The organism is Bacillus multifaciens (assembly GCF_030756675.1).
Lineage (GTDB): Bacteria > Bacillota > Bacilli > Bacillales > Bacillaceae_G > Bacillus_A > Bacillus_A multifaciens.
This window is the reverse complement of the sequence record NZ_JAVBXD010000034.1, coordinates 17,991-43,247: the sequence shown is the minus strand read 5'-3', so window position 1 is coordinate 43,247 and position 25,257 is coordinate 17,991. Positions and strand designations below refer to the sequence as shown.

Here is a 25,257-nt window from a genome sequence, read left to right as displayed (position 1 = left end):
GATAATCTCACCTTTCCTATCTCCATGTTATTAATCTCATACTTCATTTGAAATTGAACTTTCCTCATTTATTTGTAATTCTTTTTTCTTTTTGACAATTCGAACTAAATAGCTGCTAATAATTAGACCAAGTACGGAAAAAGCAATCATTGTTAAAAATACATGTCTATAACCAGCCATTCCTGGTGTTCTATCTAACATGTTTCCGTATAGAGAAAATGCAAACATCGAAGGTGAATACCCTATTAAACAAGCAATGGAAACTGATGCACCACTGATTTCTCTTGGGATTCCCACCTCATCAATAGGAGCAAAGAATACGGCTCTTTGAGTAAAAATAATTGTGCCAAAACTAAGTGTAAAGATCATTCCAGTGTATACATTCATCGTCTCATGAGGTAAGAAGATAAAAATAGTCATTCCAATAATTGCGACTATAAAAGCAAGTCTTAAATATTTAGATGGAGACTTAAATTTTTTATCAGCTAAGAACCCTCCTAGCGGACCACCAACCATTTTGATAGCGTATTGATTGATAATTCCATAAGCGCCTACTAGTGCAACAGGCATACCATAGATATCTTTTAAAAACGGGATAAAATATGTTAAACCTATGTAGACGGAGTAAACAGAGAATATAGTAAATGCTACAGCCCATACTTCAGGCATCTTTAATGCTTGTAAAGCACCGTCTAGTGCAGCTTTACTTTTGTTAATTTTATTACCGTGTTCATCAGTATCTATTATTTCATCGTCTTCTACTAAGAAATAAGAAATAATCCCAATAAAAATTGCTGCTGATGCAAGGAAAATAATTGCGCCTTTAAAGCCGGTTGATCCAGATCCTAACCAACTAAAAATTCCAAGGGCACCAAAAGCGATAATTGTATCAACAACGCCTCTTCCTGCTTCAAGGAACCCGAATACTCTACCTTGTTCATCTTTATCTCCTAATAACCGTACAGCTTTAATTAACGCAGGCCAATAAGCAGTCTCTGCAAATAAAGCGAAAACAATCCAAACGGTTAATACGCCATAATAACCAGGAAATGTTGTTAAATACAATCCTGATACTCCAACACCAATCAAGCTGAACGGTATGATTTTCTTCTTAGAAAACCTGTCTACTATATACATCGATGCGATATAACCAAATGCTTGGATGATTCCATAAACCGATAAGATTACACCTATTTGGGTATGAGACAAGTGAAAATATTCCATCATGGGAATATAAAAAGCATCTTTTAAAAACGGAAGTTTAAAAATTGTTCCTCCACCCAATATCAGTACGACAAGTGCAACCCACTTATTTTTTTTGGGAGTATCCATTCTTTTTCCCCCTCAGAGGTTGATTTTTTCAGAAAAAGACAGCGCTTTCAAAACGTTAGAAACTTGTCACTCCATCACTATAAAGATTAAGTATTTTAATCGTTTCATAATAAGGGAATGTTATCTCATTTTTTATATTCAATTTTTCTGTATGAAAACTTTATAAAGTTGCGACCATCCTTTTCCTCCTCAGAGGTTGATCCCCAAAAAAGACAGCGCTTTCATAAAGCTTGAAATTTTGCACTCCATCACTATAAAGATTAAGTATTTTAATCGTTTCATAATGAGGGAATGTTATCTCATTTTTCATATTCAATTTTTTTGTATGAAAACTTTATAAAGTTGCAATAACTTCAATCTCAACAAGTGCATCTTTTGGTAATCGTGCGATTTGAATGGCACTTCGAGCAGGAAAATTTTCTGTAAAGTAAGTAGTGTAAACTTCATTCATTTGTGCAAAATGATTCATATCTTTTAAAAATACGGTTGTTTTAACAACTTTACTTAAATCGCTGCCTGCTTCTTCTAGGATGGCTTTTACATTCTCTAATGACAGTGTTGTTTGCTCTTTAATTGTTTCAGGCATTTCGCCGTTTTTAGGGTCAATCGGCAGTTGCCCAGAAGTAAAGATAAAATTACCCGCTTTCATTGCTTGTGAATAAGGACCGATTGCACCAGGTGCATGTTTAGTAGAAATAACCGCATTCATCCAAAAAACCTCCTGTGATAATAATTTTTTTTAGTTATAATAATTTTTTAACACAAGTTCATTGTAATGTTATATTTTCTAAATTTCAATAGATATTTTTAAAAAAGTTAAAAAATAATAATAAATTTTCATTGTAATAATAATTTGTTATTTGGTAAATTATTATTATAGAAAGGAAAAATCAAGAAAAACTGGGAAGAAATCATCTTATTATCTTCAAGTAAGGATTGTGTAGTAATATAGTAGTGATTAAAGTCTTTAAGCCAGCTTTCTTTATGTCCTTTTTAGATATGTAGGAGGCTATGTTTTCTTATGTTGTATACTATAAAAAGAAGAAAGCAAAGTGTTAGTACGAAATTTTGTACTTTCTTCTTATCTTAAAAAGAGGTGCGAGATCAATGGGAAATAAAGAAAAGTTAGAGCGGTATATTCCTCTTGTTCATTTCATTGCAGAAGTAATTGGAGAAAATGGTGAAGTTGTTTTGCATGATGTTACGAATCCAGACGAATCTATCATAGAAGTTGTAAACGGACATCTTAGTGGAAGAAAAGTTGGAGGACATTTAACAGACCTAGCTTTAAAGTTCATACAAGAAAAGAAATATATAGATAAACATTTTATTTCCAATTACAAAGGAAACTCAAAGAATAACCAAACGTTTCGTTCGTCAAGCTATTTTATTAAAGATGAACAAGATAGCATAATTGGGATGCTGTGTGTAAATATTGATATTAGTAATATGATAAAAGCAAGAGACTGGTTAGATAGTATAATTACGAGTAATACTAGCGTGAATGAAGAGGTAGAAAAGGCTCATCCTAATCTTGAATTAGACCTTTCTGAGAACTTAGAAGAAAATCTAGATAGTCTTCTTTCATCACTTATTACAGGAGTTTTATTAGAATGCAAAGTTCCGCCTGAGAGAATGTCTCCTGATGAAAAAATGGAAGTGATAAAAAAACTTAATGATAAAGGGGTATTTTTACTTAAAGGCGGCGTAAGTGAAGTAGCTAAGCATTTAAAAGCATCAGAAGCAACTATCTATCGGTATTTAAACAAGGTAAAGTAAATGTGTCATTTACTTTACCTTGTTTTGTCCTATTAAGCGATCTAACGTAAAAAGGCTAAAATCAGCAGGGCTTATTATGCAAATTTATACCTCTTATTTAATTAGGGTTTTATAAAATACAATAACATTATAAGGTAAATCGATAGTTTGTACTGCTCTTTTTTCTAGGCTTAAGCGCGTTTCGTAAATAAGCGTGGTGCTGTTATAAATAAAACGACAAGTAAAGCCGCACACAATGCGAAAGAACCAATCATTATAACGCCGTTAAAGATAAAGGAATATAAAATAGCTGATTGTCCTTTTGGTGCATATTGTCCAAAGAAAATAAAGCCGGCAATGAAGTGCCAAAAGTAACGAGCTAAGCTGCCAATAAATGTAGCAATAATGATATACGTAATTGTTCTTGCTTTTTGTTTATTGGCAATTGCTTGTTGAATTGGTGCATGAAATAATCCAGCAAAGCCAATAAAGGCAAAGGCAACGAAGTATTCAATAAACGCTTGTACCGGTGTGAAAATAGATGCATCTCCTGCGACGATTTGTAATAACCCCCAAACGAGTCCACTTAAGAAACTCGCTTTAAATCCCCAGCGGTAAGCAATAATAAAAATTGGAATCATAGCAAATGAGATAGAACCGCCTGTTGGAAGTTTAATAGAGAGCGGCAAAATGTCGATGACTAATGCAAATGCTGCGAGAATCGCTGCCTCTATCATTGCTTGTAAATTTGTGTTACGCATGTGAAAATCCCCCTACATCCAAGTTACAAAAGAAGAATCATGATCATAGGGGGATGAAGATATACAAATTGTAAATCACTACTTATGTATATACGTCTGCACAATTCCTACGTTAGCATTAACTAACAGGTTCAAAGGGTCGGAACAAAGTGTTCCCTCTCAGCGACGCGGCTCCCCCTGTGACAACGAGATTCTTAGATTGTTAGTACTATTGTAATAATAATGGGTAAGTATGGCAAATTTAATTTATATATAGGATTTGGAAAGACGAAATAAAAAGAAAACCTCTTTTTTAAGGGGACAAGAGGAACTGGCCGTGCGTAGAAGCGGTTAGTTCCTTTTTCTTACACTTGGGAGGTTTAAAACAAAGGTAGAAAATGAAAGCGGTTCAGGTTTTATTCTGCATAGCAGCGATTTTTATGTTAAATAAGATGGAATGGTCAAAAAATAGTAATAATTCATAGCATATTGTATAGTGCATTCTCAGAGAATCATGTTATAATTGGGACTGATAATAATTATCGTTATCTTTTGAGGGGGATAATTTGATGAACTTAGTTGATATGAGTATAGATAAAAAAGTACGTGTAAAAGACTTACAGTCTCTTGATAAATTATTAAAACGTCGTTTAGCTTCATTTGGATTTTCTGAAGGATGCGAACTTTGTATAAAACAAAAAGCAATGTTAAATGGTCCGTGTACATTAGAATGTCGTGGACAATTAATTTCTATTCGTCATTGTGACGCGAAAATGATAAAGGTGGAATTGGCGTGAACAAGGTTGCTTTGCTAGGAAATCCAAATACGGGAAAAACATCATTGTTTAATGCGCTTACTGGTTCTTATGAATATGTTGGGAACTGGAGCGGAGTAACCGTAGAAAAAAAGATTGGTAAGTTAAAAGATAAGCAAGGAATGTTAATAGATTTACCAGGTATATACGATTTAAATCCTGTATCCCGTGATGAAGGGGTTGTTACGCAGTTTTTATTAACAGAAGAATTTCATCATATGTTAAATATTGTGGACTCCTCGCAATTTGAACGTAATATGCATTTAACATTGCAATTATTAGAATTTGGAAAACCGCTTTCGATTGGCTTAAACATGATTGATGTGGCAAAACAGCGCGGGATTGTGATCGATGTAAAGAAGTTAGCTGAAATGCTAGGTGTAACAGTCATTCCTGTTATAGCAAGAAGTGGAAAAGGCTGCGAGGAATTATTAGCTGCTCTTCATGAAAGCGATAAGGCGGAGCAAAAGCCGTTTATTCTTTCATATGGTAAAGAAGTAGAGACAGGAATCCAGCGAGTTATGGATAAATTGCAGCGAGAAAATGATAAGCATGCAAGATGGCTTGCGCTACAATTTTTAGGAAATAACGAAGTGATAGAGAAAGAATTTGCCAAGTTGCCTATATATAATGAACTTGTAGCAATTCGTTCGGCATTAGAAGCGGAATTAGATGTTACGCTAGAACAGCATATACACGGAGTACGTGCAGCGTATATTGAAAAGTTGAAAACAAGTGTGATTCGTAATGAAAAAGAAGGAAGCATTCCTTTTTCGGAAAGAATTGATAAATTAATTACACATAAAATTTTGGGACTTCCGATCTTTTTAGGAATTATGTTTTTAATTTTTCAGGTTACGTTTTCGTGGATTGGAACGCCATTATCGGATCAATTTGATGCATTTGTCGGTGGTCCATTTACAGATTGGGTAACAGCAGGACTTACGAGTATTGGTGCATCTGAGTTCATTCGAGCGCTTGTTACAGATGGAATTATTGCAGGGGTTGGTGCAGTATTGGTATTCGTACCGCAAATTTTCGTATTGTTCTTCTTTATTTCATTGCTAGAAGATTCCGGATATATGGCGCGTATTGCCGTTGTAATGGATCGTGTGATGGAGTTTTTTGGACTAAACGGAAAAGCGTTTATTCCGATGATTATCGGTTTTGGTTGTAATGTACCAGGCATTATGGCAGCAAGAACGATTGAACAGGAAAAAGAGAGGCTGCTTACGATTTTAGTGACACCGTTTATGTCATGTTCAGCTCGTTTACCTGTATATGCATTATTTGCAGGGGTCTTTTTCCCAAATAGTCAAGCAGTTGTTGTATTTTCTTTATATCTCATTGGTATTATTCTGGCATTAATCGTTACAAAAATTATGTCTATTACGGTTTTAAAAGAAGAGAAATCAATTTTCGTCATTGAACTTCCGCCTTACCGTGTGCCGCAAGCAAAAACGTTATGGCGCAGTACGTGGGAAAAAGGAAAAGGATTTGTACGCAAGGCAGGTACATTTATCTTTGGTGGTTCTGTTGTGATTTGGTTATTAAACTATGCTGGGCCATCTGGATTCGGTGTAGATATGGGAGATAGTTTCTTAGCAATGATTGGCGGTTTATTTGCTCCAATTCTTGCGCCGCTTGGTTTTGGAACATGGCAAGCAGCTGCATCTCTGTTAACAGGATTTTTAGCAAAAGAAGTTGTTGTTTCGACAATGGCCATTATTTATTCTGTGAAAGAAGATGTATTAGGAAACGTAATCGGTACGCATTTCACAACGTTATCAGCATATACGTTTATGTTCTTTATTTTATTATATGTACCATGTTTAGCAACCGTTGCGGTTATTCGCCGTGAAACAGGATCTCTAAAGTGGACGATTTTCTCTGTTGTTTATCCGCTTGTTGTTGCATACGTATTAACACTAGTAATATACCAAGTAGGATCCATGCTCGGATTCTAAAAGGAGATGTATCATAATGATAGTCAATATTGTAATTGGAGCTGTCATTTTTGGATATGCAGGATATACGCTAATGAACTTCGTAAAGAGAAGTAAAAAAGGGAAATGTGCAGCATGTTCCTTAAATAAATCGTGTCAGTCAAAGATTTGTAGTCCGGATATGGAGCAAGTCGTGAATAAATAGAGAAAAAAGCTTTGCGAATTTCGCAAAGCTTTTTTCTATTTTTATGATTTGTTATGGAAATGTCAGATTATCGTTTGTATATTTACAAAACAAGATGTAAGTGCATTTTATTTTTGATATAATGTACACATAGGTTTGAAATATGAATATTCTTACTGTAAAGGAAGATTTTAAGGTTTTCCAAGTACTGAATTTGAAATAGGAAGCAGTTTATAGGAGGAATTTAAATGTCCGTATTTAAACGATTAAGAGATTTAACGATGTCAAATGTGTATTCATTAATTGAAAAAGCTGAAGATCCAGTTAAAATGACGGATCAGTATTTACGTGATATGCAAGAGGATGTACAAGAAGCAGAGAAAAGTGTAGCAGCTCAAATTGCGCTTGAGAAAAAGTTTAAATTGTTGTTTGAAGAACAAGAAGCACTTGTAAAGAAACGTGAAGAACAAGCGCATATGGCTGTTCAAGCAAATAACATTGATCTTGCACGTCGTGCCTTAGAGGAAAAGCAAACTGCAGAACAAAAAATGAATGAATACAAAGCAAGCTACGAGCAAAATAAAGCGGCTGCTGATAATCTTCGTGCGAAATTAGAAGAAATGCGTAAGCAATTAACAGAATTAAGAAATAAACGTGAAACGCTTGTAGCGCGTGTGAACGCAGCAAAAGCACAAAAGAATATTAATCAGGCAATGTCTGGTTTTGATGCGAATACAGCAAAAGCAGGTTTAAGCCGCATGGAAGAAAAAGCTCTTCAATTAGAAGCTGAAGCAGAAGCAAGCGGAGAAATTTATAAAAAAGAAAAATCATTAGATGAAGAATTTGCGAGTTTAAACAAAAACTCAGCTGTAGATGATGAATTAGCTCGTATTATGAAGCAGTATGAGAAATAATCTATATAAATACAAGTTGAAAAACTGACATAAAAACCGCTTTCTTTCTATGGTGGACGAGAGCAACTGGCCGTGCGCAGAAGCGGTCAGGGTCTTTTTCTGCCACGTGCAAAGTTTAAAACAAAGGTAGAAAGCGAGAGCTGGTTATTCTGTATAGCAACGATTTATAGAAAATAGACAAGAGAGCCGACATGTCATAGTAGGAAGTCATGTCGGTTTTCTATTATTTTTTCAGAGGTGACTTTTTAATGACAGGGATGAACATTTTAGCCATGCTTGTATGGACAGGTGCAAGTGCTATCCTTTTATTTCTATTGATGTGGATTGATTCACTTTTTACTAAATATAAAGATTTAGAAGAAATTAAAAAAGGGAATATGGCAGTTACGACGCGCTTTGCGATGAAGTTGTTTGCACAAGGATATATTTTATCGCAATCGATTTCAAAATCAAACGATTTATGGCAAGCATTACTTGCATCAGCGGTATCTTTTGTAATCTTATTATTTGTAGAAATGTTTGTTGAACTTATTTTGAGAAAAACAGTTAATTTAGATTTAGATGAAGGGACAAAACAAGGATATGTAGCACATGCTGTCTTAGCAGGTTCGTTACATATTGTCGGTGCCCTTATTTTATCAGCATGTCTATAACGAGAAAAGGATGGGTAGGTCAATGAGTTTATTTAAACGTATTAAAAATATAATAAAAAGTCCAGAACCTGCTAAACCTGAGAAAACGGTACTTACGTTAGCGCCTGGTGACATGATTGAAGTTTCGTTAGTCATGTATGAAGTGATTGGAAAAACAAGCATGCATTCTCGTAATGAAATTGTTTTAACATTGCAAGATGGAAGAACGATTCGATATTTAAAAATTGAAAATCGCGAAAATACGTATTATAAATTATATACCCCTATTGATGGACGATTAGATTCAATCAATGAGATTCCAACGACAATTGAAATGGATGATATAGATTACCATATGGAAGAGCAATATAACGGCCGTGTTGTCGTCATGGGAAAAACACCATTTGCAGCATCTGATGAACAATACGTATGGGAGTTCCAATCTGATAATCGAAAGCTGCTTCGTGTTGAGTGGCAAGATGGACGTACAATGATGTATGAGGGAGAATCGATTCTTTCAGCTGATGTACAAATCATAAGAGCAACGTAAGGGGGCGTAATCATGTCAAAACGATTGTTTCCCATGATTAAATCGCTCGGCATCGCTATACTTGCCATTGTTATGTTACTTGTAATTGCAGGTTTTGCTTTATCGGGATGTCAAAATGGAAAGTCGATTCAAGACCGTTACCCGTTAGAATCAGTTACGAAAGACGGTAAGCAAGAATCTTATGTGTATAGAGCCGCCAATAAATCAGTTCCTCAAGTTGCCAAAGAATTAATTGATGAACAAGAACCAAAACAAGCGTCTAAAGAAGACGAAAATCAAATGTTCCTTGTGTATTCTGATAAAATATACAACATTCAGAAGGATAAAGAGAAGCCATCTGACGCATTAATTGAAATCAGTAATAAAGAGTTTGTTCGTCAAAATTATCAGCCATCTTTCTTACAAGGCTTTCTGTTAGCAAGCATACTGGACGATATATTTGATTCGCGTAAATCGTATCATGGTGATTACCGCGGATATACAGACAGACAAAATCATAAACCGGTTATCCCAGAACGACCACCTACAAAAGAAGAAAAGAAAACACCGCCGCCTATTACGAAACAAGGTAAAGGTTCTGTTATTAAGAGAAGTGATAAAGTCGAGCAAAAACCATCTGTAGGTGATTCGGGAAGCATTACGGAAAAAGGAAAGCAAACTGTTCCACCTTCTACGGAGAATAAAGGGAAAATCATAAAATCACCAGGTGGTTCTAGTGAATCGAATGTTAAACCGAAATCATCGACAACAGGTCCACCGAAGAACACGTCTCCTCCTAAAACAAAGGTTGGCGGTTCCGGAAAAGTTACGAAGAGAAGATAAAGAAAAAAGCGCAAGAAGCATACGGTTGCTTCTTGCGCTTTTTTTGTATGGATTAAGAAAATAGAAAACTAATCGTTGTAAGGAGTATAGAGAATCCTAAGATAACTCCAACAACCTTAATATGCCGTTTACGCCCCATGACAACAATTGCAATATACTCTCGAATCATCGCATTTGGCCAATAATAAAAAGCTGTTTTTGAACCGATTCCTTGGCTATTAAGTCCAGCTTCTTTTGCATATAATCCAGCGCGGAAAAGATGGAAATTGTTTGTTGTGAAGATACTGTTGTATTTTCCTTCTTTTCGTGAATCCATAATTTGTTTTGAAAATAACATATTTTGATACGTGTTAACAGAACGATCTTCTTTTATTGTATGCTGGGTAGGAATCCCTTTTTCAACGGCGTACATTTGCATAGCCTCAGCTTCGGGAAGGTTTTCATCAGGGCCTTGTCCACCAGAGAAAATGATTGTAGGTGGAAAAGAAACAGCCGCTTGTTTCCAATAAAAATCAATTGCCTTATTAATTCTGCTTGCTAAAAGTGGTGGCACTTTATCGTTAATTAATCCACTGCCAAGAACGATAATGAAATCTTGATTACGTCTTGGTCTGTTGAATTGATACAGAAAATAAGCTGTTAAGAAGTTGGATAAGTGGAAAAAGAAATATACGATAATGAAAAACACGCCGCTAAAAATCGGTCCGAAATGAGGAGATAAAAATCGAGTTGGCTCAACTATTAAGAATACTATACTGAATAAAATACCTAGTCCAGCTAGTAGTGTTAAACAATTTGAAAAGCGTCGTCCTTCTTTTCTCATTAAAACCCTTGCATTCAGAAATAGCCCAATCATTAAAGCGAATATACCAAAGGTTAACATAAAACCAATGATGAAAAGAGGGATTGCAGCAATAATTCGAAATATCGCATGATCCGAGCTAAAACCTAAATAAACAAACAGGATAAGGAATGAGCAAAAGAACAGATTGAATAAAAATCCGATTATTAAACTTCTTGGATCCCTTAAATAAAAGACTAGAAAAATAATAAGTAAAATAAAGGTGATGACTTCTAAAAACATAGCCTATGTAAATACCTCAACTTTCTAATAAATTCTGTTTTTGTAACTACTCAGCTATACCTTTTAGAAATTTAGAAAAGGGTATGATTTTAGTGAAGATGTGTCTCTCTATTACTTGTAAATTCGTTTTTTGGCATATAGACTGTTGGCATGCAAACACAATAGGAGCCTGCACTTATTATCTACTTTTGTTTTCAAACCAGGCACGTGGCAGGAAAAGGCCTTGACCGCTCCTATGCATCGCCAGTCCCTCTCGCCCATTTAAAAAAATGCTTTTCTGTCGGTTTTTCATAAAGTAACTGAGTAGTTACCTTTTTTAATTATATATCAAGGAGTAAAGTAATTAACAGAAAAAACCATCCCCGGATAGAGGATGGTTCGCGATTTTAGTGATACCCTTTTGCAGAATCTTTATGAATTTTCTCTTTAAAAATTGTGTAGCTCCATAATTGATAGCCAATAACGATTGGTACCATTACCATTGCAACAAAGAACATAATTTTTAAGTTTAATTCACTACCCGCTGCTTGGAATAATGTTGTGCTGTACGCATCGTTAATACGTGATGGCAGCATTCTTGGGAACATACCAGCAAAACCAGTTGCCATAAACGTAGCAATTGTTAAGCAAACAAATGTGAAAGCTAAGCCAATTTTACGTTTGAAAACCATTGCCATAGCGATGACGCTCATTAACATCGCTAATGCTGGGATTAAGAACAGTACAGGATATTCCGTAAAGTTTTGGAATAAGTTTGTAAGATTTGACGTTGCGACGTAAAAGATAGCTAGAATGATTGCCGCTGCCATTGAAAATGGCTTGGCAATTTTATAAGCACGATCTGATACTTCACCAGTCGTTTTAATCATAACCCAAAGTGCACCGGATACGACGAAGATTGCCGTGAAGAAAAGGCCGCCTAAAATGCCGTAAGGGTGTAATAAGCTAAGTAAATTTCCCTCATAGCCATTTTTACCAATTTGTAATCCATAGTATAGGTTAGCGAATGTTACGCCGAATAAGAAAGCAATTAAGAAACTACCAACGGCATATGTCCATTTACAAACAGTTTGCCAAATTGGTGAATCATCTTTATGCATGAATTCTAGTCCTGCTGCACGAGCGAACAAAGCAAGTAATACTAAGAATAATGGTGTGTACAAGTAACTGAACATGTTTGCATATGTGATTGGGAAAGCAGCGAATGTTGCTCCCCCAGCTGTAATTAACCATACTTCATTTCCGCCCCAGAACGGTCCAATTGCTTCTTGCAGCTGATTGCGCTCTTGGCGATCTTTCGTAACGAATGGGAAAATCATTCCGTTACCAAGTGCATAACCATCGAGAATAAAGTAAACTGTCCAAATCACGCCCCATAAGCCGAACCAAATAATTGCGAGTGTATCATGAGACATGAGCTGCACCCCCTTTTGTAGTCTCTTCTAATGCTTCAGGTCCTTTTTTCGCAAATTTCAACATAAGGTATACATCAGCAATTAATAGTAAAGTGTAGAATAAGATTAAGCTAATTAAAGAGAACCAAATTTGCGGTACAGAAATTGGTGAAACTGATTCTGCTGTTCGCATTAGTTTGTATACTGTCCAAGGCTGACGTCCCGCTTCTGCAACAATCCAACCCGCGTTAATTGCTACATATGGAAGTAATACAGACCACATTGTAATTTTTAAGAAACGTTTTGAGCTTTCTAGTTTGCCTTTGCGGCTTAAATAGAAACCAAACCATGTAAGTGCCATAAAGAATGTGCCAAGCGCAACCATTAAACGGAAGCTATAGTAAACAAGATTTACGTTAGGACGCTCGTCTTTTGGAATATCTTTTAAACCGACAATTTTTCCATCAAATGAATTTGTATAGAAGAAGCTCCCGAGTTTTGGAATTGTTAATGCTTCGAAGTTCTTCTCATTTTTCACATCAGGAATTTGAATAATAGAGAAACCTTTTCCTTCTCCAGTGTCCCAAACAGCTTCCATCGCTGCACCTTTTGCAGGTTGCATTTTCGCTGCGAAAGCACCGGATTCGTGACCGATGAATGGTGTTGCAGTTGCTGCAAATAAACCGAATATTAAACCATACTTAAATGATTTTTTAAAGAATTCAACGTCATTTTTACGTAATAAGTGATACGCACTAATTGCCATAACGAAGAAAGAACCAACGATATAACAACCAACAACAGTGTGGAAGAACATATGCCATGCATATGGATTTGTAACTAGTGCCCAAAAGTCATTTAATTCAGCGCGGCCATTTCGGACTACATAGCCAACTGGGTTTTGCATGAAGCCGTTTGCTGTAATAATCCAAAGTGCGGAAATATTTGTTCCAAGTGCGACCATCCACATAGAGAAAGCACGGAACTTTGGTGAAATTTTATCTTTACCGAACAACCAAATTCCCATGAAAGTAGATTCTAAGAAGAAGGCAACAAGTGCTTCTATTGCTAGCGGAGATCCGAAAATATCTCCCATATATTTGGAGTACTCAGACCAGTTTGTTCCGAATTGGAACTCCATCGTAATCCCGGTGATGATTCCCATTACGAAGTTAATCGTAAATAACTTACCCCAGAAATTCGCCATTTTTCGATACGTTGGATTTAATGTACGTGCATATTGCGTTTCCATACACGCTACTAAAATAACAAGTCCGAGTGTTAACGGTACAAATAAGAAATGATAAAAAATTGTAATTGCAAATTGAAAACGACTCAGTAACAAAACGTCGGACATAATAAAACTCACTCCCTTTTTTTATTTTCATTATCTACATTTAGTTTATAGTGAAAATATGAGCAAAGTACGAGGTAGTTGTTACAGAACTGTGTGGAAATTATGGAAGAATTATGACTGTTGTCTGAAAAATTGTATTCTTAGGATAAAGCAATAAATTTTTTGTTTTTTTTGTTCTTTGGTACACTTATATTGTAGTTACAGAAAGAAAGAGGGGATTGACTATGAAAGCTCTAGAAGAGATTTTGCAATATAATAAGGAATTTGTTGAAAGTAAAAAGTATGAAGAATATGAAACAGGGAAATTTCCAAATAAAAAAATGGTGATTATTTCATGCATGGATACGCGCCTTGTCGAGCTACTGCCAAAAGCGATGAACATGCGTAACGGTGACGTGAAAATTATTAAAGTGGCTGGCGCTGTTATTTCACATCCATTTGGAAGTATTATGCGCAGCATTTTAGTAGCGGTTTATGAACTTGGTGCAAACGAAGTATGTGTAATTGGTCACCACGATTGCGGTATGGCGAAAATTCAAGCGAGCAGCACGATTGAAAAGATGAAAGAGCGCGGTGTTTCAGCTGAGAAACTAGATACACTTCGTTATTCTGGAATCGATTTAGAGAAGTTTTTACGTGGGTTCTCAAGTGTAGAGGAAAGCGTAGAGCACAGTGTTTCTATCCTTCACAACCATCCGCTTATGCCAACAGAAGTTCCTGTACACGGACTTGTTATTCACCCGGATACTGGAAAGTTAGATGTTGTTGTGAATGGTTACGAAGGTTAATTCTTCTTCTGTTTTTTCTCAGGGACAGGATCAAATCCGCCTGGATGAAATGGATGGCATTTCAAAATGCGTTTTACTGTAAGCCAACTTCCTTTTAACGCACCGTGAGTTTGAATCGCTTCAAGCCCGTAGTGAGAACACGTTGGATGGAAGCGGCACGTCGGTGGTGTCATTGGAGAAATAAACTTTTGGTAAAAGCGAATAATTCCGATGAAAATGCGTTTCATATTAATCTCCTTTCCTGCATATGCTGTAAGTATTATAGCACGGTCTGTACATAATACTTTACTATTTCACAATTCCGTTATATCATATTGGATATAACGGAATTGTGAATAAAAGCGGGAGGGATGAATATGCCATCAGTAGAAAGCTTTGAATTAGATCATACAATTGTAAAAGCGCCTTATGTAAGACATTGTGGCGTTCATCAAGTAGGCAAAGACGGTATCGTGAATAAATTTGATATTCGTTTTTGCCAACCAAATAAACAAGCGATGAAACCAGATGTCATTCATACGCTAGAGCATTTATTAGCATTTAATTTACGTAAATATATCGATCGCTATCCACACTTTGATATTATTGATATTTCGCCAATGGGCTGCCAAACCGGATACTACCTTGTTGTAAGCGGTACACCAACAGTACGCGAAGTCATCGATTTATTAGAGTTAACACTGCAAGATGCAATACAAATTACAGAAATTCCTGCGGCAAACGAAACGCAGTGCGGCCAAGCGAAACTTCATGACTTAGAAGGCGCAAAACGCTTAATGAATTTCTGGTTGAGCCAAGATAAAGACGAACTTGAGAAAGTGTTTGGATAATACGTGGGAAAGCTGCCTGGGAAAGGCAGCTTTTTTAGTTGTAAATAAGGAAAAAGCCAATTTCATCGAGGAGAAATAAGTATGCTACACTAATGATAAGAAAAGGAGGCGATTGTAATGAACTGGTCAGAAGTAAAAAAGAAATATCCTCATACATTTGTACTGATAGAGGCTGTATCTGTATATTCAAAAGACAATAAGCGTATGATTCAAGAAATGCCTGTGGTAGATGAGTACAAAAGTACAAGCGATGCATGGAATGCTTATAAGAAATTACATCGCGAGTTCCCTAAAAGAGAGTTTTATATCTTTCATACGAGTAAAGAAGAGATTGAAGTGGAAGAACAGCAGTTTATCGGTGTGCGAGGACGAGTATGAATATTAGAATGGAGCATGGTCTTCCGATTGCATCACGGGTGATGCCTATGTTTAATTTTGTCGAAGGATCTTTAAATCGTGTCGAAGCGCCGATATATTGAAAATACCGCCGATATATATGATATTTTCGTCGATATATTGTAAAAATCGCCGATATAAAGTAGTGAGAATATTATCGGAACATTTTTAAGAGAGCGATAAAGGATATGAAGATAGCACCACAAATGAGCAAAATCCCCATTGATTTGCGCTGCTCTTTTATCTCAGAAATTCCCCATGTTAAGAAGGTAAGACTTAAAAATACTTGTATATAAAATAGTAACTGATCGCTTTCTGAAGAAAAGGAATAACTAGCTAAAATCAAAACAATTGTACTAAATAGAATGCGAAGTATCCTTAGCACGGTAGCATCTCCCCTTATCATTTTTTGTTATAGTGTTTTGTTTAGAGAAAGAACTGAGAGAGAGGGACGCGTATAAAGCAAATGCACCAGCAACCAAAAAGACAATCCCAGTAGCTGTTTGTTGTTTCTGAAATTCTGCAATACTAGACATGAAACACATGAGTCCTAAAGAGATGAGCATATAAGGTAAAATGAATGGAATGTTATCTGTAAAAAATCCGAATGCTCCTAAAAGTAGCGTGATGATGGGAAAAGTAATCCGTAATATTTTGAGCATGTTATTTCTCCTTTACATTTTCTTCTTGATACGGATTATCCTCGATGGAATCTACTGAATGTTTATAGGAATATCCTTTATTAATTGTTAGTACTGAGAGCAATAGCACAACAATGACTACAATGACTGATATAATTAATATCTTCACCATAGAAAGACCCCCTTTTCTTTATTTTATCATCGTAGGTACTCTTCTTTACATATTTTTGTAAAAAATGAAAACAATAGAAAGTAAAGTAGGTGAAAGAAGGGGCGTTCTATGGATAAGAAAACATATTATATTTCAGTTGCCAATGGCGAAATTTCACAAGTGAAAACGGCCAATACATATAGTTTTACGATTGAAGCGACGGATGAGGAAATTTTGAAGCTGCGAGAGTACTTTGATAACGCGTATCGTGAAGATCTTGGGACATTTGTACGTTCGCATGTTCCGTTTGTAGAATATCATCATGATTCCAATAATGATCGGTATGATGAACAGCTGCAAAAAGCATATCGAATGATTTATGAGCTTGGTGACAATGAGGCGAAAGAGTTAATTGCACAAATGGGTATTATCGACGGGTTATGATAGGATTAGATTAGTCATACTAGTCAGAATGTGCTACAATTTATGGTAAGAAATTTGTAACCATCAATAGGGGAGTAGGGCATGTACACATTTAAAGATTACTATCATAACACTGTACAATTATCGTTTGAACGTTACCCATTTTCTCCCGAGCCAAAGCATGTGTGGGTTGTGTGCCGGTACGGAGATCAATGGTTATTAACCCATCATTTGCGCCGTGGTATTGAATTTCCAGGTGGAAAAGTAGAAGAGGGAGAAACACCGGAAGAAGCGGCAGTTCGTGAAGTTCATGAAGAAACGGGCGGTATTGTATCAAGCTTAACGTATATCGGACAATATAAAGTATCCGGAAAAGACAAAATAATTATTAAAAACATTTATTTCGCAACAATTAGTGCCTTAGAACAACATACGCACTATGAAGAAACAAAGGGATCTGTATTATTGAAACATATTCCTGAGGACATTAAAGAAAATAGACGCTTCAGTTTCATTATGCGTGATGACGTACTAGCGCGCACAATGCGGCATATAGAAGAAATCGGCTGTTTTACAAAGTAGAGCAACCGGTTTCTTTTTTTATTTTTACAGAAGTAGGTCTGTTCGTAAGGGATAAGCCACTGCTAAGTAGTATACAACATGACCGCTACTATGCACGACCAGATGCTCTTGTCCCTCCTAAAAAGAAAGGTTTTTTTAACCAACTGCTTAAATCGTATTATTGTATCTTTTGCCAAAATTGAGTATGATTTCAGTGATAAAATAGAATGCAAGGAGGATGTTATGAGGAAGCACTATATTCATTTTTTATTTTTGCTCATATTTATTTGCTTGATTAGTAGCTGTAGTAAAGCAAAGCATGTTGCAAAAGAAGTATGTAAAACAAAAGAAGAATGTTTAAAAACTGGAGATGCATTCCTTAGTAAGATTAATAAAAACATGCAAGGAATCTCTGAACTAGAAACATATACAGAAGTAGAAAATAAAGAAGAATTAGCAGCATACGAAGAACAAGGAAAAGATGACGAACGCTACTTCTTTTTAGCATCTTATTATATTGATAACAATGAATTAGTAGATCCGTATTTTGAAAAGTTGGATAAAAAAAGATTACAGAAAGTTTTTGCTGATGATAAAGAGGCGAGAGAAGAGATTAGCGCATTTCATGAAGACACGGATTATCACGAAACATTATGGGATATGTACAGTGTGTTAATTCCAGCAAAATATAGAGAGAATATAAAGGAATTTGATATTGTATCGGATGGCTATGATAATATCGTTGCGCATGTGATGCAAAATGAAGACAATCCTGAGAACTGGGTATTAAGTTTAGATGCGCTAGATTCCAACATTCATATAAGCGAAGTGATGAAAACGTTAATTCATGAAACGGCTCACGTTTTAACGTTAAATAAAACGCAAATACCTGTAGATAAAAAATATATAAAAGCTGTTACAGAAGAAAAAGATATTTCCGCATATGAATCGAAATGTATGACGCTGTTTCTAACAGAAGGCTGTACAAAGAAAGATTCGTATGTGAATCAATTTTATGAGCAGTTTTGGAAGCCGATTGAAGGGGAATGGAAAGAGAAAAAAGTAGAAACAGATTTAGAAGCGCAAATGCAGTTTTTTAAAGAGCATGAAGATAAATTTGTTTCTGAGTATGCAACAACGAACGTCGCGGAAGATATTGCTGATACATTTACAGCGTTTATTTTACAAGATTCTAACAAAGTGAAAGATTCAAAAGAGGTAAAGTATCAAAAGATTGCTTTCTTTTATCAATTTCCAGAGCTTGTGAAGATGAGAGCGGAAGTGCTGTCAGGATTACAGCAAATTTCGGAGGAAGTAGAAGAAGCGTAGGATGAAGCTTTTTCATATTTGATAAATGATTTGAGATTTTAATGATAAGGAGCCACTAAATGAAAGAAACAATACAATGTCCACAATGTACAGAGGATATTACAGTAGAACATATTATAGATGTAGCAACACCTTTTACAATGCGATGTCCATACTGTAAGGTAAAGCTAAAAGAAACGAAAGTAACACCAATCTTAATTGGAATGGCAATGATTATGATTCCTCTTTTTATTTATTTGGGGATAAGTGTAAAAGAAATTTTAACAAACTATTTTCCGATTGTGGATAAAGTCCCAACAATCATCGTCTTTTTTGCGTTTTGCTATCCACTGTACTATATGTATGAGAAGTATAATGCTTTGTGGATTGTAAATAAGGGGAAATTGAAGATAAAGAAATAATATTTAGAATGAAAAAATATTAATCTTGCAATCCGTGGAATAATGCGTGAAAAAAATGTCGAATTCAGTCGAAATTTGTTATAATATGAAAGTTATAGTTTTAGGATGTGATCTATAGAGGAGATGCGAGTCTTTTTGCTTCAGCAAGAGGAGAGAATCTATACATATATCTAAAATCTAAAGAGAAAAATACATAGTAGAATGGAGAAGATGATATGCATCACGAGTTAGCGGGGTTTTGGCGACGATTTGGGGCTAGTGTTTTAGATAACCTAGTATTTGTGCCATTTTTTATAATTTTTATGTTTGTAGGCGTGTCTTTGGATACATCAGAGGGCGTAGTAGGTATTTTACAAGTGCTATACTACTTAATCATTCCTATTGTATGGGCAGGGTTTACAGTAGGTAAGAAGGCAATAAACATTCGAATTGTACGTGTGGATGGACAGAAAATCACAATTTGGACTACAGTAAAACGTTACATATTAAGTGGAATTATATATGGATCTACATTTGGAATTGCCCTTATCGTAAGTGCATTTATGGTAGCATTGCGAAAAGATAAACGTTCTATTCACGATCTCATTGCAGGAACGCAAGTTATTCATGATTAATAAGGAAAGCAACCTACATTGTGTTAGGTTGCTTTTTTCGTCCGTGTAATGAACTTTTCAAATGCTGCGACAAGTACATACATAAGTGTGGCAAGAATACAGGTGAGAAGCACGCTCAGTAAGACGAGCGTAAAGTTAAAGACTTGAAAACCGTAGCTAATTAAATAGCCGAGCCCTTCTTTGGAAATGAGCAGTTCACCGAAAATGACTCCGACCCAAGAGAGGCCGACATTTACTTTTAATGTGGAAATAATCGCTGGGAACGATGCTGGTAAAATGACTTGTTTATAACATTGCCATTTGTTTGCGCCAAAGGTTTGCATGACCTTTACATAATTGGCGTCTACTTCTTGAAAGGCACTATAAATGACGAGAATCGTAACGATGATGGAAATGATGACACCCATCGCTACTGCCGATGAAATATTTGGTCCGAAGATGACGATAATAATCGGGCCAAGCGCCACTTTTGGCATTGCGTTTAAGACGACAAGGTACGGATCGAGTACACGAGCAATGAAGGGGCTCCACCATAAAAAGGTTGCGATGCACGTACCGAGAAGTGTACCAAGGATAAAGCCGAGACACGTTTCAAGGAGCGTTGTATATATGTGCGGCCAAAGGGAATGATCTTGCCATTTTGTGATGAGTAGATGAAAGATGCTAGAAGGTGAACTAAATAACAATGGATCAATCCACTCGTTTCGGCTAGCGATTTCCCATAATGCGAAAAAGAGTATGAGTAGGAGCAGCTGCAGTGTTCGAACGAAAAATGTCCGCTTTGTTTCACGTTTTTGAAAGCTTTGATGAAATTCTTTTATATTATCCAAGTTGTTCCAACTCCTTCCATATTAACTGGAAGAATGAAGGGAAATCATGGTGCTGACGTGCTTCAAACGGTGAGAGGGAGCGAATGGTTTCCGGAACTGAAAATACTTTCGCGATGCGGCCTGGTTTCGCTTGTAGTAAGTATATGCGATCGCTCATCGCAATTGCCTCTTCAATGTCATGGGTAACGAGAAGTGATGTTTTCTTATATTCTTTTAAAATCGAAAAAACGAGTTCTTCTAATTTTAATTTTGTTTGATAATCAAGAGCAGAGAATGGTTCGTCTAGTAATAATATTTTCGGGTTTGTGACGAGTGTTCGGACGAGAGCAGCGCGCTGGCGCATTCCGCCTGATAATTCACGCGGATATTGCTTCTCGACACCTTGCAGGCCAACTTCTTCTAGTAAATGCAAGGCATGTTGCTTCATTTTGGATGTGTATGTTTTTGTAATGTGTAAGCCGACGGAAATATTATCTTCAATCGTTTTCCATGGAAACAAGTAATCTTGCTGGAGCATGTAACCGATAGAAGACGTTGGTTTTGTAATAGGTTCACCATCGAGAAAGACGCTTCCTTCAATGGGCTGCAGTAATCCTGACATGATTGAAAGTAATGTTGTTTTGCCGCAGCCACTTGGGCCGAGGAAGGAGATAAATTCTCCGTCCTCGATTGTTAAAGAAATATTCGACAAGACAAGGCTGGCATTTTCTTTTGAGAAGAAGCAATGAGATACGTTAGAAAGCTCTAGGAGGTTCATTAGATCCGCCTCTACTTCTTAATGACACTTTCTGCGATGGATGTGTTCACTAATTCTTTATGTTGTACTTCTTTCGGCAATTCGCCAGCTTCTTTCATAATGCTTTGTAGTTGTTTCCACTCTGCCTCGTCTAAGAGTGGATTTGTTGCATACGAATGTTGTTGTTTATAGCGATCGATGACTTTTACCATAATATCTTTTGGCGTATCTTTAAAGCGCGGTTCAACAGCTTTTGCAATATCTTCTGCGCTATGTGTATCTACCCATTGCTGCGCTTTATAAATAGCACGTGTAAATTTCTCTGCGGTTGCCTTATCTTTCTTTAAGAAGCTTTCTTTTGCCATAAAGGTTGTATACGGAACAGTTCCGGATTCAATGCCGAATGAAGCAACGATATAACCTTTCCCTTCTTTCTCGAAAATGCTAGCAGTTGGTTCAAAGAGCTGCACGAAATCACCTGTACCAGATGCAAAGGAATTTGCGATATTCGCAAATTCGATATTTTGAATTAAATTGGTATCTTTGTGCGGATCAATTCCATGCTTTTTTAGTACGTATTCCCCAACCATTTGTGGCATCCCGCCTTTACGTTGACCGAGGAAAGTTGTGCCTTTTACATCATTCCAGTTAAAAGAATCGAGTTTTTTACGAGAAACGAGAAATGTCCCATCTGTTTGTGTTAACCTGGCAAAGTTAATTGCCGGATCTTTTGCTCCTTGTGCATAAACATAAATGGACGTTTCTGAACCGACAAGCGCAATATCGATGCCGTTTGATAATAAAGCTGTCATCGTTTTATCGCCGCCAGCAGTTGTTTGCAGATCAACCTCGAGTCCTTCATCTTTAAAAAATCCTTTTTCCATCGCGACATATAACGGAGCGTAAAATAATGAATGTGTCACCTCACCAACGCGCACTTTCTGTACTTTTGCACTTTCTTCTTTTTTATTACACGCAACAAATGTAAAGGCAGTAAGGATAATAATTAAAAAACACGCTAGAACTTTTCGCAATGTATGACACCTCCCAAAATACATTTACTTTAATGTATGTAGGTAAATGCCTATATGTGAGTGGACATAGGAGGAATTTTTTGAGTAGGGAAGAAGTGAATTGTAAGAGGTAGCTAATAAAGAAATAAGGAGGATTTTTATGATTGATTTTCTTGTTTTCTTTCTTATATTAGCCACTGGTTTTACAGTCCTACAATTTCTGTTTCATAGGTATGCGATGAAAAGCATTCATAAGTACAAGGAAGGAAATTTGATTCATACGTTGTTAGAGATGCACGTGAAGAAGGGACCGAAATTAAATTTCAGCGATTATTCCTTTATTTTTATCGTGTGTGTTTTGTGGTGTTTTTGGCTTTTTTCATCATAAAAATGTTCTTAAAAGAAATGAAGGAAATGTGCAAGGAAAAGAAGGGAAGAGGTATGTAACATGGATGCAAAAGTAAAACAAGCAATGCAATATTTTGGAGGAAAAGAAAAAAGCTGCGTTAAACTCTCGAGCGGATTTCAAAATAAAGTATACGAGTATACGTATGAAGGAGAAAGGCGCATTTTACGAATTACACCGAGCTCTCGTAGAAGCTTGAAGCAAATTCAAAGTGAATTGGATTTTATATATAGCTTACAAGCAGGCGACGTGAATGTCTCCTTGCCGGTTGCTTCTTGTTTCAGGAATGAAATAGAACAAATAGATATAGAGGAAGAGACATTTTTCATTACTTCATTTGTAAAAGCACCTGGTCAGTTTGTAAATGTAACGAGTGAACAAGAATGGAATGCGAAGCTGTTTCAAAATTGGGGCCAAACAATTGGTAAGATGCACGCAATTACTGGAATGAATGCTTGTGATTATGAAACGTACGAGAGACCAACGTGGAAGTGCGATATAAACTCTATGAACTTTTTAAAATCAATCAGTGTAACGTTAGCTGCTAACTATGAAAAAATGATTAGAGAAGTACAAGGGCTTTCTAGAGAGCGAGATACATACGGGCTCATCCATAACGACCTTCATCAAGGAAACTTTTTTGTTCAAGACAATGCATTAACAATTTTTGATTTTGATGATTGTTCGTTTAACTGGTTTGCTCAAGATATTGCTGCAACATTTTATCATGCGGTGTGGCAAGGGTTATCGGTAAGACCGGAACATGTAACGTTTCCGCAAGAATTTATGAAGCACTTCATAGAAGGATACAACAAAGAACATATAATGAATAAAGAGATAGTAAGGCAAATTCCTCTTTTTCTTAAACTGCGTGAAGTCTTTTTATTTACGTTGTTTCATAAAGTGTGGGATGCAAACAATTTAGAAGATTGGCAAGCATATACATTGCAAGATTTACGGTACCGGATTGAATGTGAAATTCCGTATATGAATGTAGACTTTTTGGCACTTGTTTAGGAAATATTTTCAAGGAGCTGACTCGAAAAAGGAATAATGTCAGCTCCTTTTCGTGCATATAGAATGTCGAATATTGCCGAAGTGTCTTTATCCTATGTCGAAGCGCCGATATATTGAAAAAAATGGTCGATATATTTGAAAAAGCGCCGATATATCAGTGAACATATAAGAAGAAGTTGATTCAAAAGGCATCTACATCTCTTTCGAGTCAGCTCCTCTTTGCGTGAATAAAAAACACAGCAATCGTTACAATAAAGTACATAAAAAGATTATGGAGGGTACACGTGGAAACGAAAGCGATTATAGCGCTAGGTATTTTCTTACTTGCATACGCTGGTATTATTTCAGAAAAACTCCACCGTACACTGATCGCTATGTTAGGTGGAATTTTGATGGTGGCCTTCGGGGTCATCGATCAAAAAACTGCTATTCATCATATTGATTTTAATACAATTGGTTTGTTAATTGGGATGATGATTATTGTATCGATTACTGCTCAAACAGGCGTATTTGGCTATATTGCGATACGGGCTGCGAAAAAGGTAAAAGGAAATCCCATTCGACTTCTCTTTGTATTAGGATTGATTACTGCCCTTGCATCTGCTTTTTTAGATAATGTCACGACAGTTTTACTCATTGTTCCAGTTACATTAAACATCACGTCACAACTTAAGGTAAATCCTATTCCTTATTTAATTACTCAAATTTTCGCTTCGAATATCGGTGGTACTGCGACAATGATTGGAGATCCGCCCAATATTATGATTGGAAGTGCTGTAAAAGAACTAACATTTCTTGCGTTCATAAATAATTTATCATTGATTAGCTGTGTAATTTTATTAGTGTCCCTTATGATATTTACGTTCATTTATAGAAAAAAGTTAAAAACAACGCCTGAGTTAATGAACGAATTGCTGAACAAGGACGAAAGAAATGAAATTAAAGATGCAAAGCTGTTAAAAAAGTGTGTCTTTGTTATTGTTTTGACAATTGGCGGTTTTTTTCTTCATCAATTTATCCATATTGAAACAGCTACAATCGCCTTGTTTGGTGCCTTTCTTTTACTGCTGATGACCGGCGACGAATATTTAGATCGAACATTAGAAAAAGTAGAATGGACTATTCTTTTCTTTTTTATCGGTTTATTCGTTATCGTTGGTGGATTGGTGGAAACAGGACTTATAGCAACGGTAGCTAAAAAAGCGATGGCTTTAACTGGCGGAGAGGTAAAAACGACAACGCTCTTAATTTTATGGATGAGTGCGATTGTTTCTGCTTTCGTTGACAATATTCCATTTGTAGCAACAATGATTCCCATGATAAAAGAAATGGGGTCAATTGGCATAACGAATTTAGAGCCATTGTGGTGGAGTTTATCGCTAGGAGCGTGTTTAGGTGGAAACGGAACACTGATCGGAGCAAGTGCCAATTTAGTGGTAGCTGGCTTAGCGGCGAAACAAGGCCACCATATTTCTTTTATGAAATATTTAATAGTTGGATTTCCTGTGATGATTGTATCCATTATCATATCAACGATTTACATATATGTTAGGTATTTAATGTGAAGAAAGAAGAGAAGAGCAGTTTTCCTCA

The 25,257-nt window shown here is 36.2% G+C and carries 31 protein-coding genes and 1 riboswitch; of the genes, 18 read left to right on the top strand and 13 right to left on the bottom strand.

The window, feature by feature from the left end; genetic code table 11:
- Window positions 1-36: 36 nt before the first annotated feature.
- Together Q9306_RS18920 and Q9306_RS18915 are read right to left on the bottom strand one after the other, a co-directional pair.
- Complete coding sequence (locus tag Q9306_RS18920) at window positions 37-1,332, bottom strand: MFS transporter (RefSeq protein WP_306201246.1); 1,296 nt, start codon at window positions 1,330-1,332, stop codon at window positions 37-39.
- Window positions 1,333-1,666: 334 nt separating this feature from the next.
- The gene (locus Q9306_RS18915; protein ID WP_251226185.1) at window positions 1,667-2,041 is read right to left on the bottom strand and encodes a RidA family protein; all 375 of its coding nucleotides are present in this window, start codon (window positions 2,039-2,041) and stop codon (window positions 1,667-1,669) included.
- Between the two features lie 398 nt (window positions 2,042-2,439).
- On the opposite strand from Q9306_RS18915, the gene Q9306_RS18910 reads away from it, so the two are divergent.
- Window positions 2,440-3,111 carry a helix-turn-helix transcriptional regulator gene (locus Q9306_RS18910; protein WP_306201243.1) on the top strand — a complete coding sequence of 224 codons (672 nt, stop codon included), beginning with the start codon at window positions 2,440-2,442 and terminating at the stop codon, window positions 3,109-3,111.
- Window positions 3,112-3,281: 170 nt separating this feature from the next.
- Here Q9306_RS18910 and thiT read toward each other — a convergent pair whose 3' ends face one another.
- Complete coding sequence (gene thiT, locus Q9306_RS18905; RefSeq protein WP_306201241.1) at window positions 3,282-3,851, bottom strand: energy-coupled thiamine transporter ThiT; 570 nt, start codon at window positions 3,849-3,851, stop codon at window positions 3,282-3,284.
- 86 nt (window positions 3,852-3,937) lie between these two features.
- Window positions 3,938-4,039, bottom strand: a riboswitch (TPP riboswitch).
- Between the two features lie 360 nt (window positions 4,040-4,399).
- Between thiT and Q9306_RS18900 the strand changes: the two genes are divergently transcribed.
- The 7 genes from Q9306_RS18900 (at window position 4,400) to Q9306_RS18870 (ending at window position 9,693) form a co-directional block, all read left to right on the top strand.
- The gene (locus Q9306_RS18900; RefSeq protein ID WP_306201239.1) at window positions 4,400-4,627 is read left to right on the top strand and encodes a FeoA family protein; all 228 of its coding nucleotides are present in this window, start codon (window positions 4,400-4,402) and stop codon (window positions 4,625-4,627) included.
- The gene (gene feoB / locus Q9306_RS18895; protein WP_306201236.1) at window positions 4,624-6,612 is read left to right on the top strand and encodes a ferrous iron transport protein B; all 1,989 of its coding nucleotides are present in this window, start codon (window positions 4,624-4,626) and stop codon (window positions 6,610-6,612) included. The genes Q9306_RS18900 and feoB overlap by 4 nt, the downstream gene beginning before the upstream one ends.
- A gap of 16 nt (window positions 6,613-6,628) precedes the next feature.
- Complete coding sequence (locus Q9306_RS18890) at window positions 6,629-6,796, top strand: FeoB-associated Cys-rich membrane protein (RefSeq protein WP_272188658.1); 168 nt, start codon at window positions 6,629-6,631, stop codon at window positions 6,794-6,796.
- A gap of 227 nt (window positions 6,797-7,023) precedes the next feature.
- Entirely contained in the window at window positions 7,024-7,689 is a 666-nt protein-coding gene (locus Q9306_RS18885; protein WP_306201233.1) for a PspA/IM30 family protein, read from the top strand.
- A gap of 248 nt (window positions 7,690-7,937) precedes the next feature.
- Window positions 7,938-8,342, top strand: a complete 405-nt coding sequence (locus tag Q9306_RS18880; protein WP_306201231.1) for a DUF350 domain-containing protein — start codon at window positions 7,938-7,940, stop codon at window positions 8,340-8,342.
- 22 nt (window positions 8,343-8,364) lie between these two features.
- On the top strand, window positions 8,365-8,871 hold the full coding sequence (locus Q9306_RS18875; protein ID WP_306201229.1) for a DUF4178 domain-containing protein: 507 nt from the start codon (window positions 8,365-8,367) through the stop codon (window positions 8,869-8,871).
- A gap of 12 nt (window positions 8,872-8,883) precedes the next feature.
- The gene (locus Q9306_RS18870; protein WP_306201227.1) at window positions 8,884-9,693 is read left to right on the top strand and encodes a DUF4247 domain-containing protein; all 810 of its coding nucleotides are present in this window, start codon (window positions 8,884-8,886) and stop codon (window positions 9,691-9,693) included.
- Between the two features lie 52 nt (window positions 9,694-9,745).
- Here the strand turns inward: Q9306_RS18870 and Q9306_RS18865 are convergent, their stop codons facing one another.
- The 3 genes from Q9306_RS18865 to Q9306_RS18855 form a co-directional block, all read right to left on the bottom strand.
- Window positions 9,746-10,777, bottom strand: a complete 1,032-nt coding sequence (locus Q9306_RS18865; protein ID WP_306201225.1) for a YdcF family protein — start codon at window positions 10,775-10,777, stop codon at window positions 9,746-9,748.
- Between the two features lie 386 nt (window positions 10,778-11,163).
- On the bottom strand, window positions 11,164-12,192 hold the full coding sequence (gene cydB / locus Q9306_RS18860; protein ID WP_306201223.1) for a cytochrome d ubiquinol oxidase subunit II: 1,029 nt from the start codon (window positions 12,190-12,192) through the stop codon (window positions 11,164-11,166).
- Entirely contained in the window at window positions 12,182-13,528 is a 1,347-nt protein-coding gene (locus tag Q9306_RS18855; RefSeq protein ID WP_306201221.1) for a cytochrome ubiquinol oxidase subunit I, read from the bottom strand. Before Q9306_RS18855 ends, cydB begins: the two co-directional genes overlap by 11 nt.
- Before the next feature lie 224 nt (window positions 13,529-13,752).
- On the opposite strand from Q9306_RS18855, the gene Q9306_RS18850 reads away from it, so the two are divergent.
- Entirely contained in the window at window positions 13,753-14,316 is a 564-nt protein-coding gene (locus Q9306_RS18850; protein ID WP_306201219.1) for a beta-class carbonic anhydrase, read from the top strand.
- On the opposite strand, the gene yidD is transcribed toward Q9306_RS18850, so the two are convergent.
- Window positions 14,313-14,543, bottom strand: a complete 231-nt coding sequence (gene yidD / locus Q9306_RS18845; RefSeq protein ID WP_020061405.1) for a membrane protein insertion efficiency factor YidD — start codon at window positions 14,541-14,543, stop codon at window positions 14,313-14,315. The two genes, Q9306_RS18850 and yidD, sit on opposite strands and share 4 nt — an antisense overlap.
- A gap of 129 nt (window positions 14,544-14,672) precedes the next feature.
- On the opposite strand from yidD, the gene luxS reads away from it, so the two are divergent.
- Window positions 14,673-15,146 carry an S-ribosylhomocysteine lyase LuxS gene (luxS, locus tag Q9306_RS18840; protein ID WP_306201216.1) on the top strand — a complete coding sequence of 158 codons (474 nt, stop codon included), beginning with the start codon at window positions 14,673-14,675 and terminating at the stop codon, window positions 15,144-15,146.
- A gap of 117 nt (window positions 15,147-15,263) precedes the next feature.
- Window positions 15,264-15,524, top strand: coding sequence for a hypothetical protein (locus tag Q9306_RS18835; protein ID WP_306201214.1), 261 nt, complete (start codon window positions 15,264-15,266; stop codon window positions 15,522-15,524).
- A gap of 172 nt (window positions 15,525-15,696) precedes the next feature.
- Here the strand turns inward: Q9306_RS18835 and Q9306_RS24690 are convergent, their stop codons facing one another.
- Genes Q9306_RS24690 through ytzI form a run of 3 tightly spaced genes read right to left on the bottom strand, consistent with a single transcriptional unit; the run spans window position 15,697 to window position 16,355 of the window.
- On the bottom strand, window positions 15,697-15,948 hold the full coding sequence (locus Q9306_RS24690; protein WP_371932405.1) for a YczI family protein: 252 nt from the start codon (window positions 15,946-15,948) through the stop codon (window positions 15,697-15,699).
- Entirely contained in the window at window positions 15,899-16,204 is a 306-nt protein-coding gene (locus Q9306_RS18830; protein WP_306201212.1) for a YczI family protein, read from the bottom strand. Before Q9306_RS18830 ends, Q9306_RS24690 begins: the two co-directional genes overlap by 50 nt.
- A 1-nt stretch (window position 16,205) precedes the next feature.
- A complete protein-coding gene (gene ytzI, locus Q9306_RS18825; RefSeq protein ID WP_306201210.1) occupies window positions 16,206-16,355 on the bottom strand; it encodes a YtzI protein in 150 nt (49 codons plus the stop codon).
- A gap of 108 nt (window positions 16,356-16,463) precedes the next feature.
- Between ytzI and Q9306_RS18820 the strand changes: the two genes are divergently transcribed.
- The 5 genes from Q9306_RS18820 to Q9306_RS18800 all read left to right on the top strand — a co-directional run bounded on the left by Q9306_RS18820 (window position 16,464) and on the right by Q9306_RS18800 (window position 19,662).
- Window positions 16,464-16,778 (top strand): hydrolase, encoded by a 315-nt coding sequence (locus tag Q9306_RS18820; RefSeq protein ID WP_306201208.1) that lies wholly within the window; start codon window positions 16,464-16,466, stop codon window positions 16,776-16,778.
- 81 nt (window positions 16,779-16,859) lie between these two features.
- Complete coding sequence (ytkD, locus tag Q9306_RS18815) at window positions 16,860-17,339, top strand: RNA deprotection pyrophosphohydrolase (protein WP_306201206.1); 480 nt, start codon at window positions 16,860-16,862, stop codon at window positions 17,337-17,339.
- A gap of 222 nt (window positions 17,340-17,561) precedes the next feature.
- Entirely contained in the window at window positions 17,562-18,647 is a 1,086-nt protein-coding gene (locus tag Q9306_RS18810; protein WP_306201204.1) for a recombinase family protein, read from the top strand.
- A gap of 59 nt (window positions 18,648-18,706) precedes the next feature.
- Window positions 18,707-19,048 carry a hypothetical protein gene (locus Q9306_RS18805; RefSeq protein WP_306201201.1) on the top strand — a complete coding sequence of 114 codons (342 nt, stop codon included), beginning with the start codon at window positions 18,707-18,709 and terminating at the stop codon, window positions 19,046-19,048.
- 215 nt (window positions 19,049-19,263) lie between these two features.
- Window positions 19,264-19,662, top strand: a complete 399-nt coding sequence (locus Q9306_RS18800; protein ID WP_306201199.1) for an RDD family protein — start codon at window positions 19,264-19,266, stop codon at window positions 19,660-19,662.
- 23 nt (window positions 19,663-19,685) lie between these two features.
- Here Q9306_RS18800 and Q9306_RS18795 read toward each other — a convergent pair whose 3' ends face one another.
- Genes Q9306_RS18795 through Q9306_RS18785 form a run of 3 tightly spaced genes read right to left on the bottom strand, consistent with a single transcriptional unit; the run spans window position 19,686 to window position 22,286 of the window.
- Window positions 19,686-20,492: an ABC transporter permease gene (locus tag Q9306_RS18795; protein WP_306201197.1), complete on the bottom strand. Its 807-nt coding sequence runs from the start codon at window positions 20,490-20,492 to the stop codon at window positions 19,686-19,688.
- Complete coding sequence (locus tag Q9306_RS18790; protein ID WP_306201194.1) at window positions 20,485-21,249, bottom strand: ABC transporter ATP-binding protein; 765 nt, start codon at window positions 21,247-21,249, stop codon at window positions 20,485-20,487. The genes Q9306_RS18795 and Q9306_RS18790 overlap by 8 nt, the downstream gene beginning before the upstream one ends.
- An 11-nt stretch (window positions 21,250-21,260) precedes the next feature.
- Window positions 21,261-22,286, bottom strand: coding sequence for an ABC transporter substrate-binding protein (locus Q9306_RS18785; RefSeq protein WP_371932404.1), 1,026 nt, complete (start codon window positions 22,284-22,286; stop codon window positions 21,261-21,263).
- 403 nt (window positions 22,287-22,689) lie between these two features.
- Between Q9306_RS18785 and Q9306_RS18780 the strand changes: the two genes are divergently transcribed.
- Both Q9306_RS18780 and Q9306_RS18775 read left to right on the top strand, forming a co-directional pair.
- Window positions 22,690-23,664, top strand: coding sequence for a phosphotransferase enzyme family protein (locus tag Q9306_RS18780; RefSeq protein WP_306201190.1), 975 nt, complete (start codon window positions 22,690-22,692; stop codon window positions 23,662-23,664).
- 284 nt (window positions 23,665-23,948) lie between these two features.
- Entirely contained in the window at window positions 23,949-25,229 is a 1,281-nt protein-coding gene (locus Q9306_RS18775) for an ArsB/NhaD family transporter (protein ID WP_306201188.1), read from the top strand.
- Window positions 25,230-25,257 lie beyond the last annotated feature (28 nt).

What these genes read in the sequence shown, in the direction of transcription:
- Q9306_RS18920 (WP_306201246.1), bottom strand. Translation starts at nt 1,332, where the DNA reads ATGGATACTCCCAAAAAAAATAAGTGGGTTGCACTTGTCGTACTGATA.
- Q9306_RS18780 (WP_306201190.1), top strand. Translation starts at nt 22,690, where the DNA reads ATGGATGCAAAAGTAAAACAAGCAATGCAATATTTTGGAGGAAAAGAA.
- Q9306_RS18885 (WP_306201233.1), top strand. Translation starts at nt 7,024, where the DNA reads ATGTCCGTATTTAAACGATTAAGAGATTTAACGATGTCAAATGTGTAT.
- ytzI (WP_306201210.1), bottom strand. Translation starts at nt 16,355, where the DNA reads ATGGTGAAGATATTAATTATATCAGTCATTGTAGTCATTGTTGTGCTA.
- Q9306_RS18855 (WP_306201221.1), bottom strand. Translation starts at nt 13,528, where the DNA reads ATGTCCGACGTTTTGTTACTGAGTCGTTTTCAATTTGCAATTACAATT.
- Q9306_RS18890 (WP_272188658.1), top strand. Translation starts at nt 6,629, where the DNA reads ATGATAGTCAATATTGTAATTGGAGCTGTCATTTTTGGATATGCAGGA.
- Q9306_RS18915 (WP_251226185.1), bottom strand. Translation starts at nt 2,041, where the DNA reads ATGAATGCGGTTATTTCTACTAAACATGCACCTGGTGCAATCGGTCCT.
- thiT (WP_306201241.1), bottom strand. Translation starts at nt 3,851, where the DNA reads ATGCGTAACACAAATTTACAAGCAATGATAGAGGCAGCGATTCTCGCA.
- Q9306_RS18810 (WP_306201204.1), top strand. Translation starts at nt 17,562, where the DNA reads ATGAGGAAGCACTATATTCATTTTTTATTTTTGCTCATATTTATTTGC.
- Q9306_RS18910 (WP_306201243.1), top strand. Translation starts at nt 2,440, where the DNA reads ATGGGAAATAAAGAAAAGTTAGAGCGGTATATTCCTCTTGTTCATTTC.
- cydB (WP_306201223.1), bottom strand. Translation starts at nt 12,192, where the DNA reads ATGTCTCATGATACACTCGCAATTATTTGGTTCGGCTTATGGGGCGTG.
- Q9306_RS18900 (WP_306201239.1), top strand. Translation starts at nt 4,400, where the DNA reads ATGAACTTAGTTGATATGAGTATAGATAAAAAAGTACGTGTAAAAGAC.
- yidD (WP_020061405.1), bottom strand. Translation starts at nt 14,543, where the DNA reads ATGAAACGCATTTTCATCGGAATTATTCGCTTTTACCAAAAGTTTATT.
- Q9306_RS18830 (WP_306201212.1), bottom strand. Translation starts at nt 16,204, where the DNA reads ATGCTCAAAATATTACGGATTACTTTTCCCATCATCACGCTACTTTTA.
- Q9306_RS18805 (WP_306201201.1), top strand. Translation starts at nt 18,707, where the DNA reads ATGAAAGAAACAATACAATGTCCACAATGTACAGAGGATATTACAGTA.
- Q9306_RS24690 (WP_371932405.1), bottom strand. Translation starts at nt 15,948, where the DNA reads ATGATAAGGGGAGATGCTACCGTGCTAAGGATACTTCGCATTCTATTT.
- Q9306_RS18880 (WP_306201231.1), top strand. Translation starts at nt 7,938, where the DNA reads ATGACAGGGATGAACATTTTAGCCATGCTTGTATGGACAGGTGCAAGT.
- Q9306_RS18790 (WP_306201194.1), bottom strand. Translation starts at nt 21,249, where the DNA reads ATGAACCTCCTAGAGCTTTCTAACGTATCTCATTGCTTCTTCTCAAAA.
- ytkD (WP_306201206.1), top strand. Translation starts at nt 16,860, where the DNA reads ATGTACACATTTAAAGATTACTATCATAACACTGTACAATTATCGTTT.
- Q9306_RS18835 (WP_306201214.1), top strand. Translation starts at nt 15,264, where the DNA reads ATGAACTGGTCAGAAGTAAAAAAGAAATATCCTCATACATTTGTACTG.
- Q9306_RS18850 (WP_306201219.1), top strand. Translation starts at nt 13,753, where the DNA reads ATGAAAGCTCTAGAAGAGATTTTGCAATATAATAAGGAATTTGTTGAA.
- Q9306_RS18785 (WP_371932404.1), bottom strand. Translation starts at nt 22,286, where the DNA reads ATGTATTTTGGGAGGTGTCATACATTGCGAAAAGTTCTAGCGTGTTTT.
- luxS (WP_306201216.1), top strand. Translation starts at nt 14,673, where the DNA reads ATGCCATCAGTAGAAAGCTTTGAATTAGATCATACAATTGTAAAAGCG.
- Q9306_RS18870 (WP_306201227.1), top strand. Translation starts at nt 8,884, where the DNA reads ATGTCAAAACGATTGTTTCCCATGATTAAATCGCTCGGCATCGCTATA.
- Q9306_RS18820 (WP_306201208.1), top strand. Translation starts at nt 16,464, where the DNA reads ATGGATAAGAAAACATATTATATTTCAGTTGCCAATGGCGAAATTTCA.
- Q9306_RS18800 (WP_306201199.1), top strand. Translation starts at nt 19,264, where the DNA reads ATGCATCACGAGTTAGCGGGGTTTTGGCGACGATTTGGGGCTAGTGTT.
- Q9306_RS18865 (WP_306201225.1), bottom strand. Translation starts at nt 10,777, where the DNA reads ATGTTTTTAGAAGTCATCACCTTTATTTTACTTATTATTTTTCTAGTC.
- Q9306_RS18875 (WP_306201229.1), top strand. Translation starts at nt 8,365, where the DNA reads ATGAGTTTATTTAAACGTATTAAAAATATAATAAAAAGTCCAGAACCT.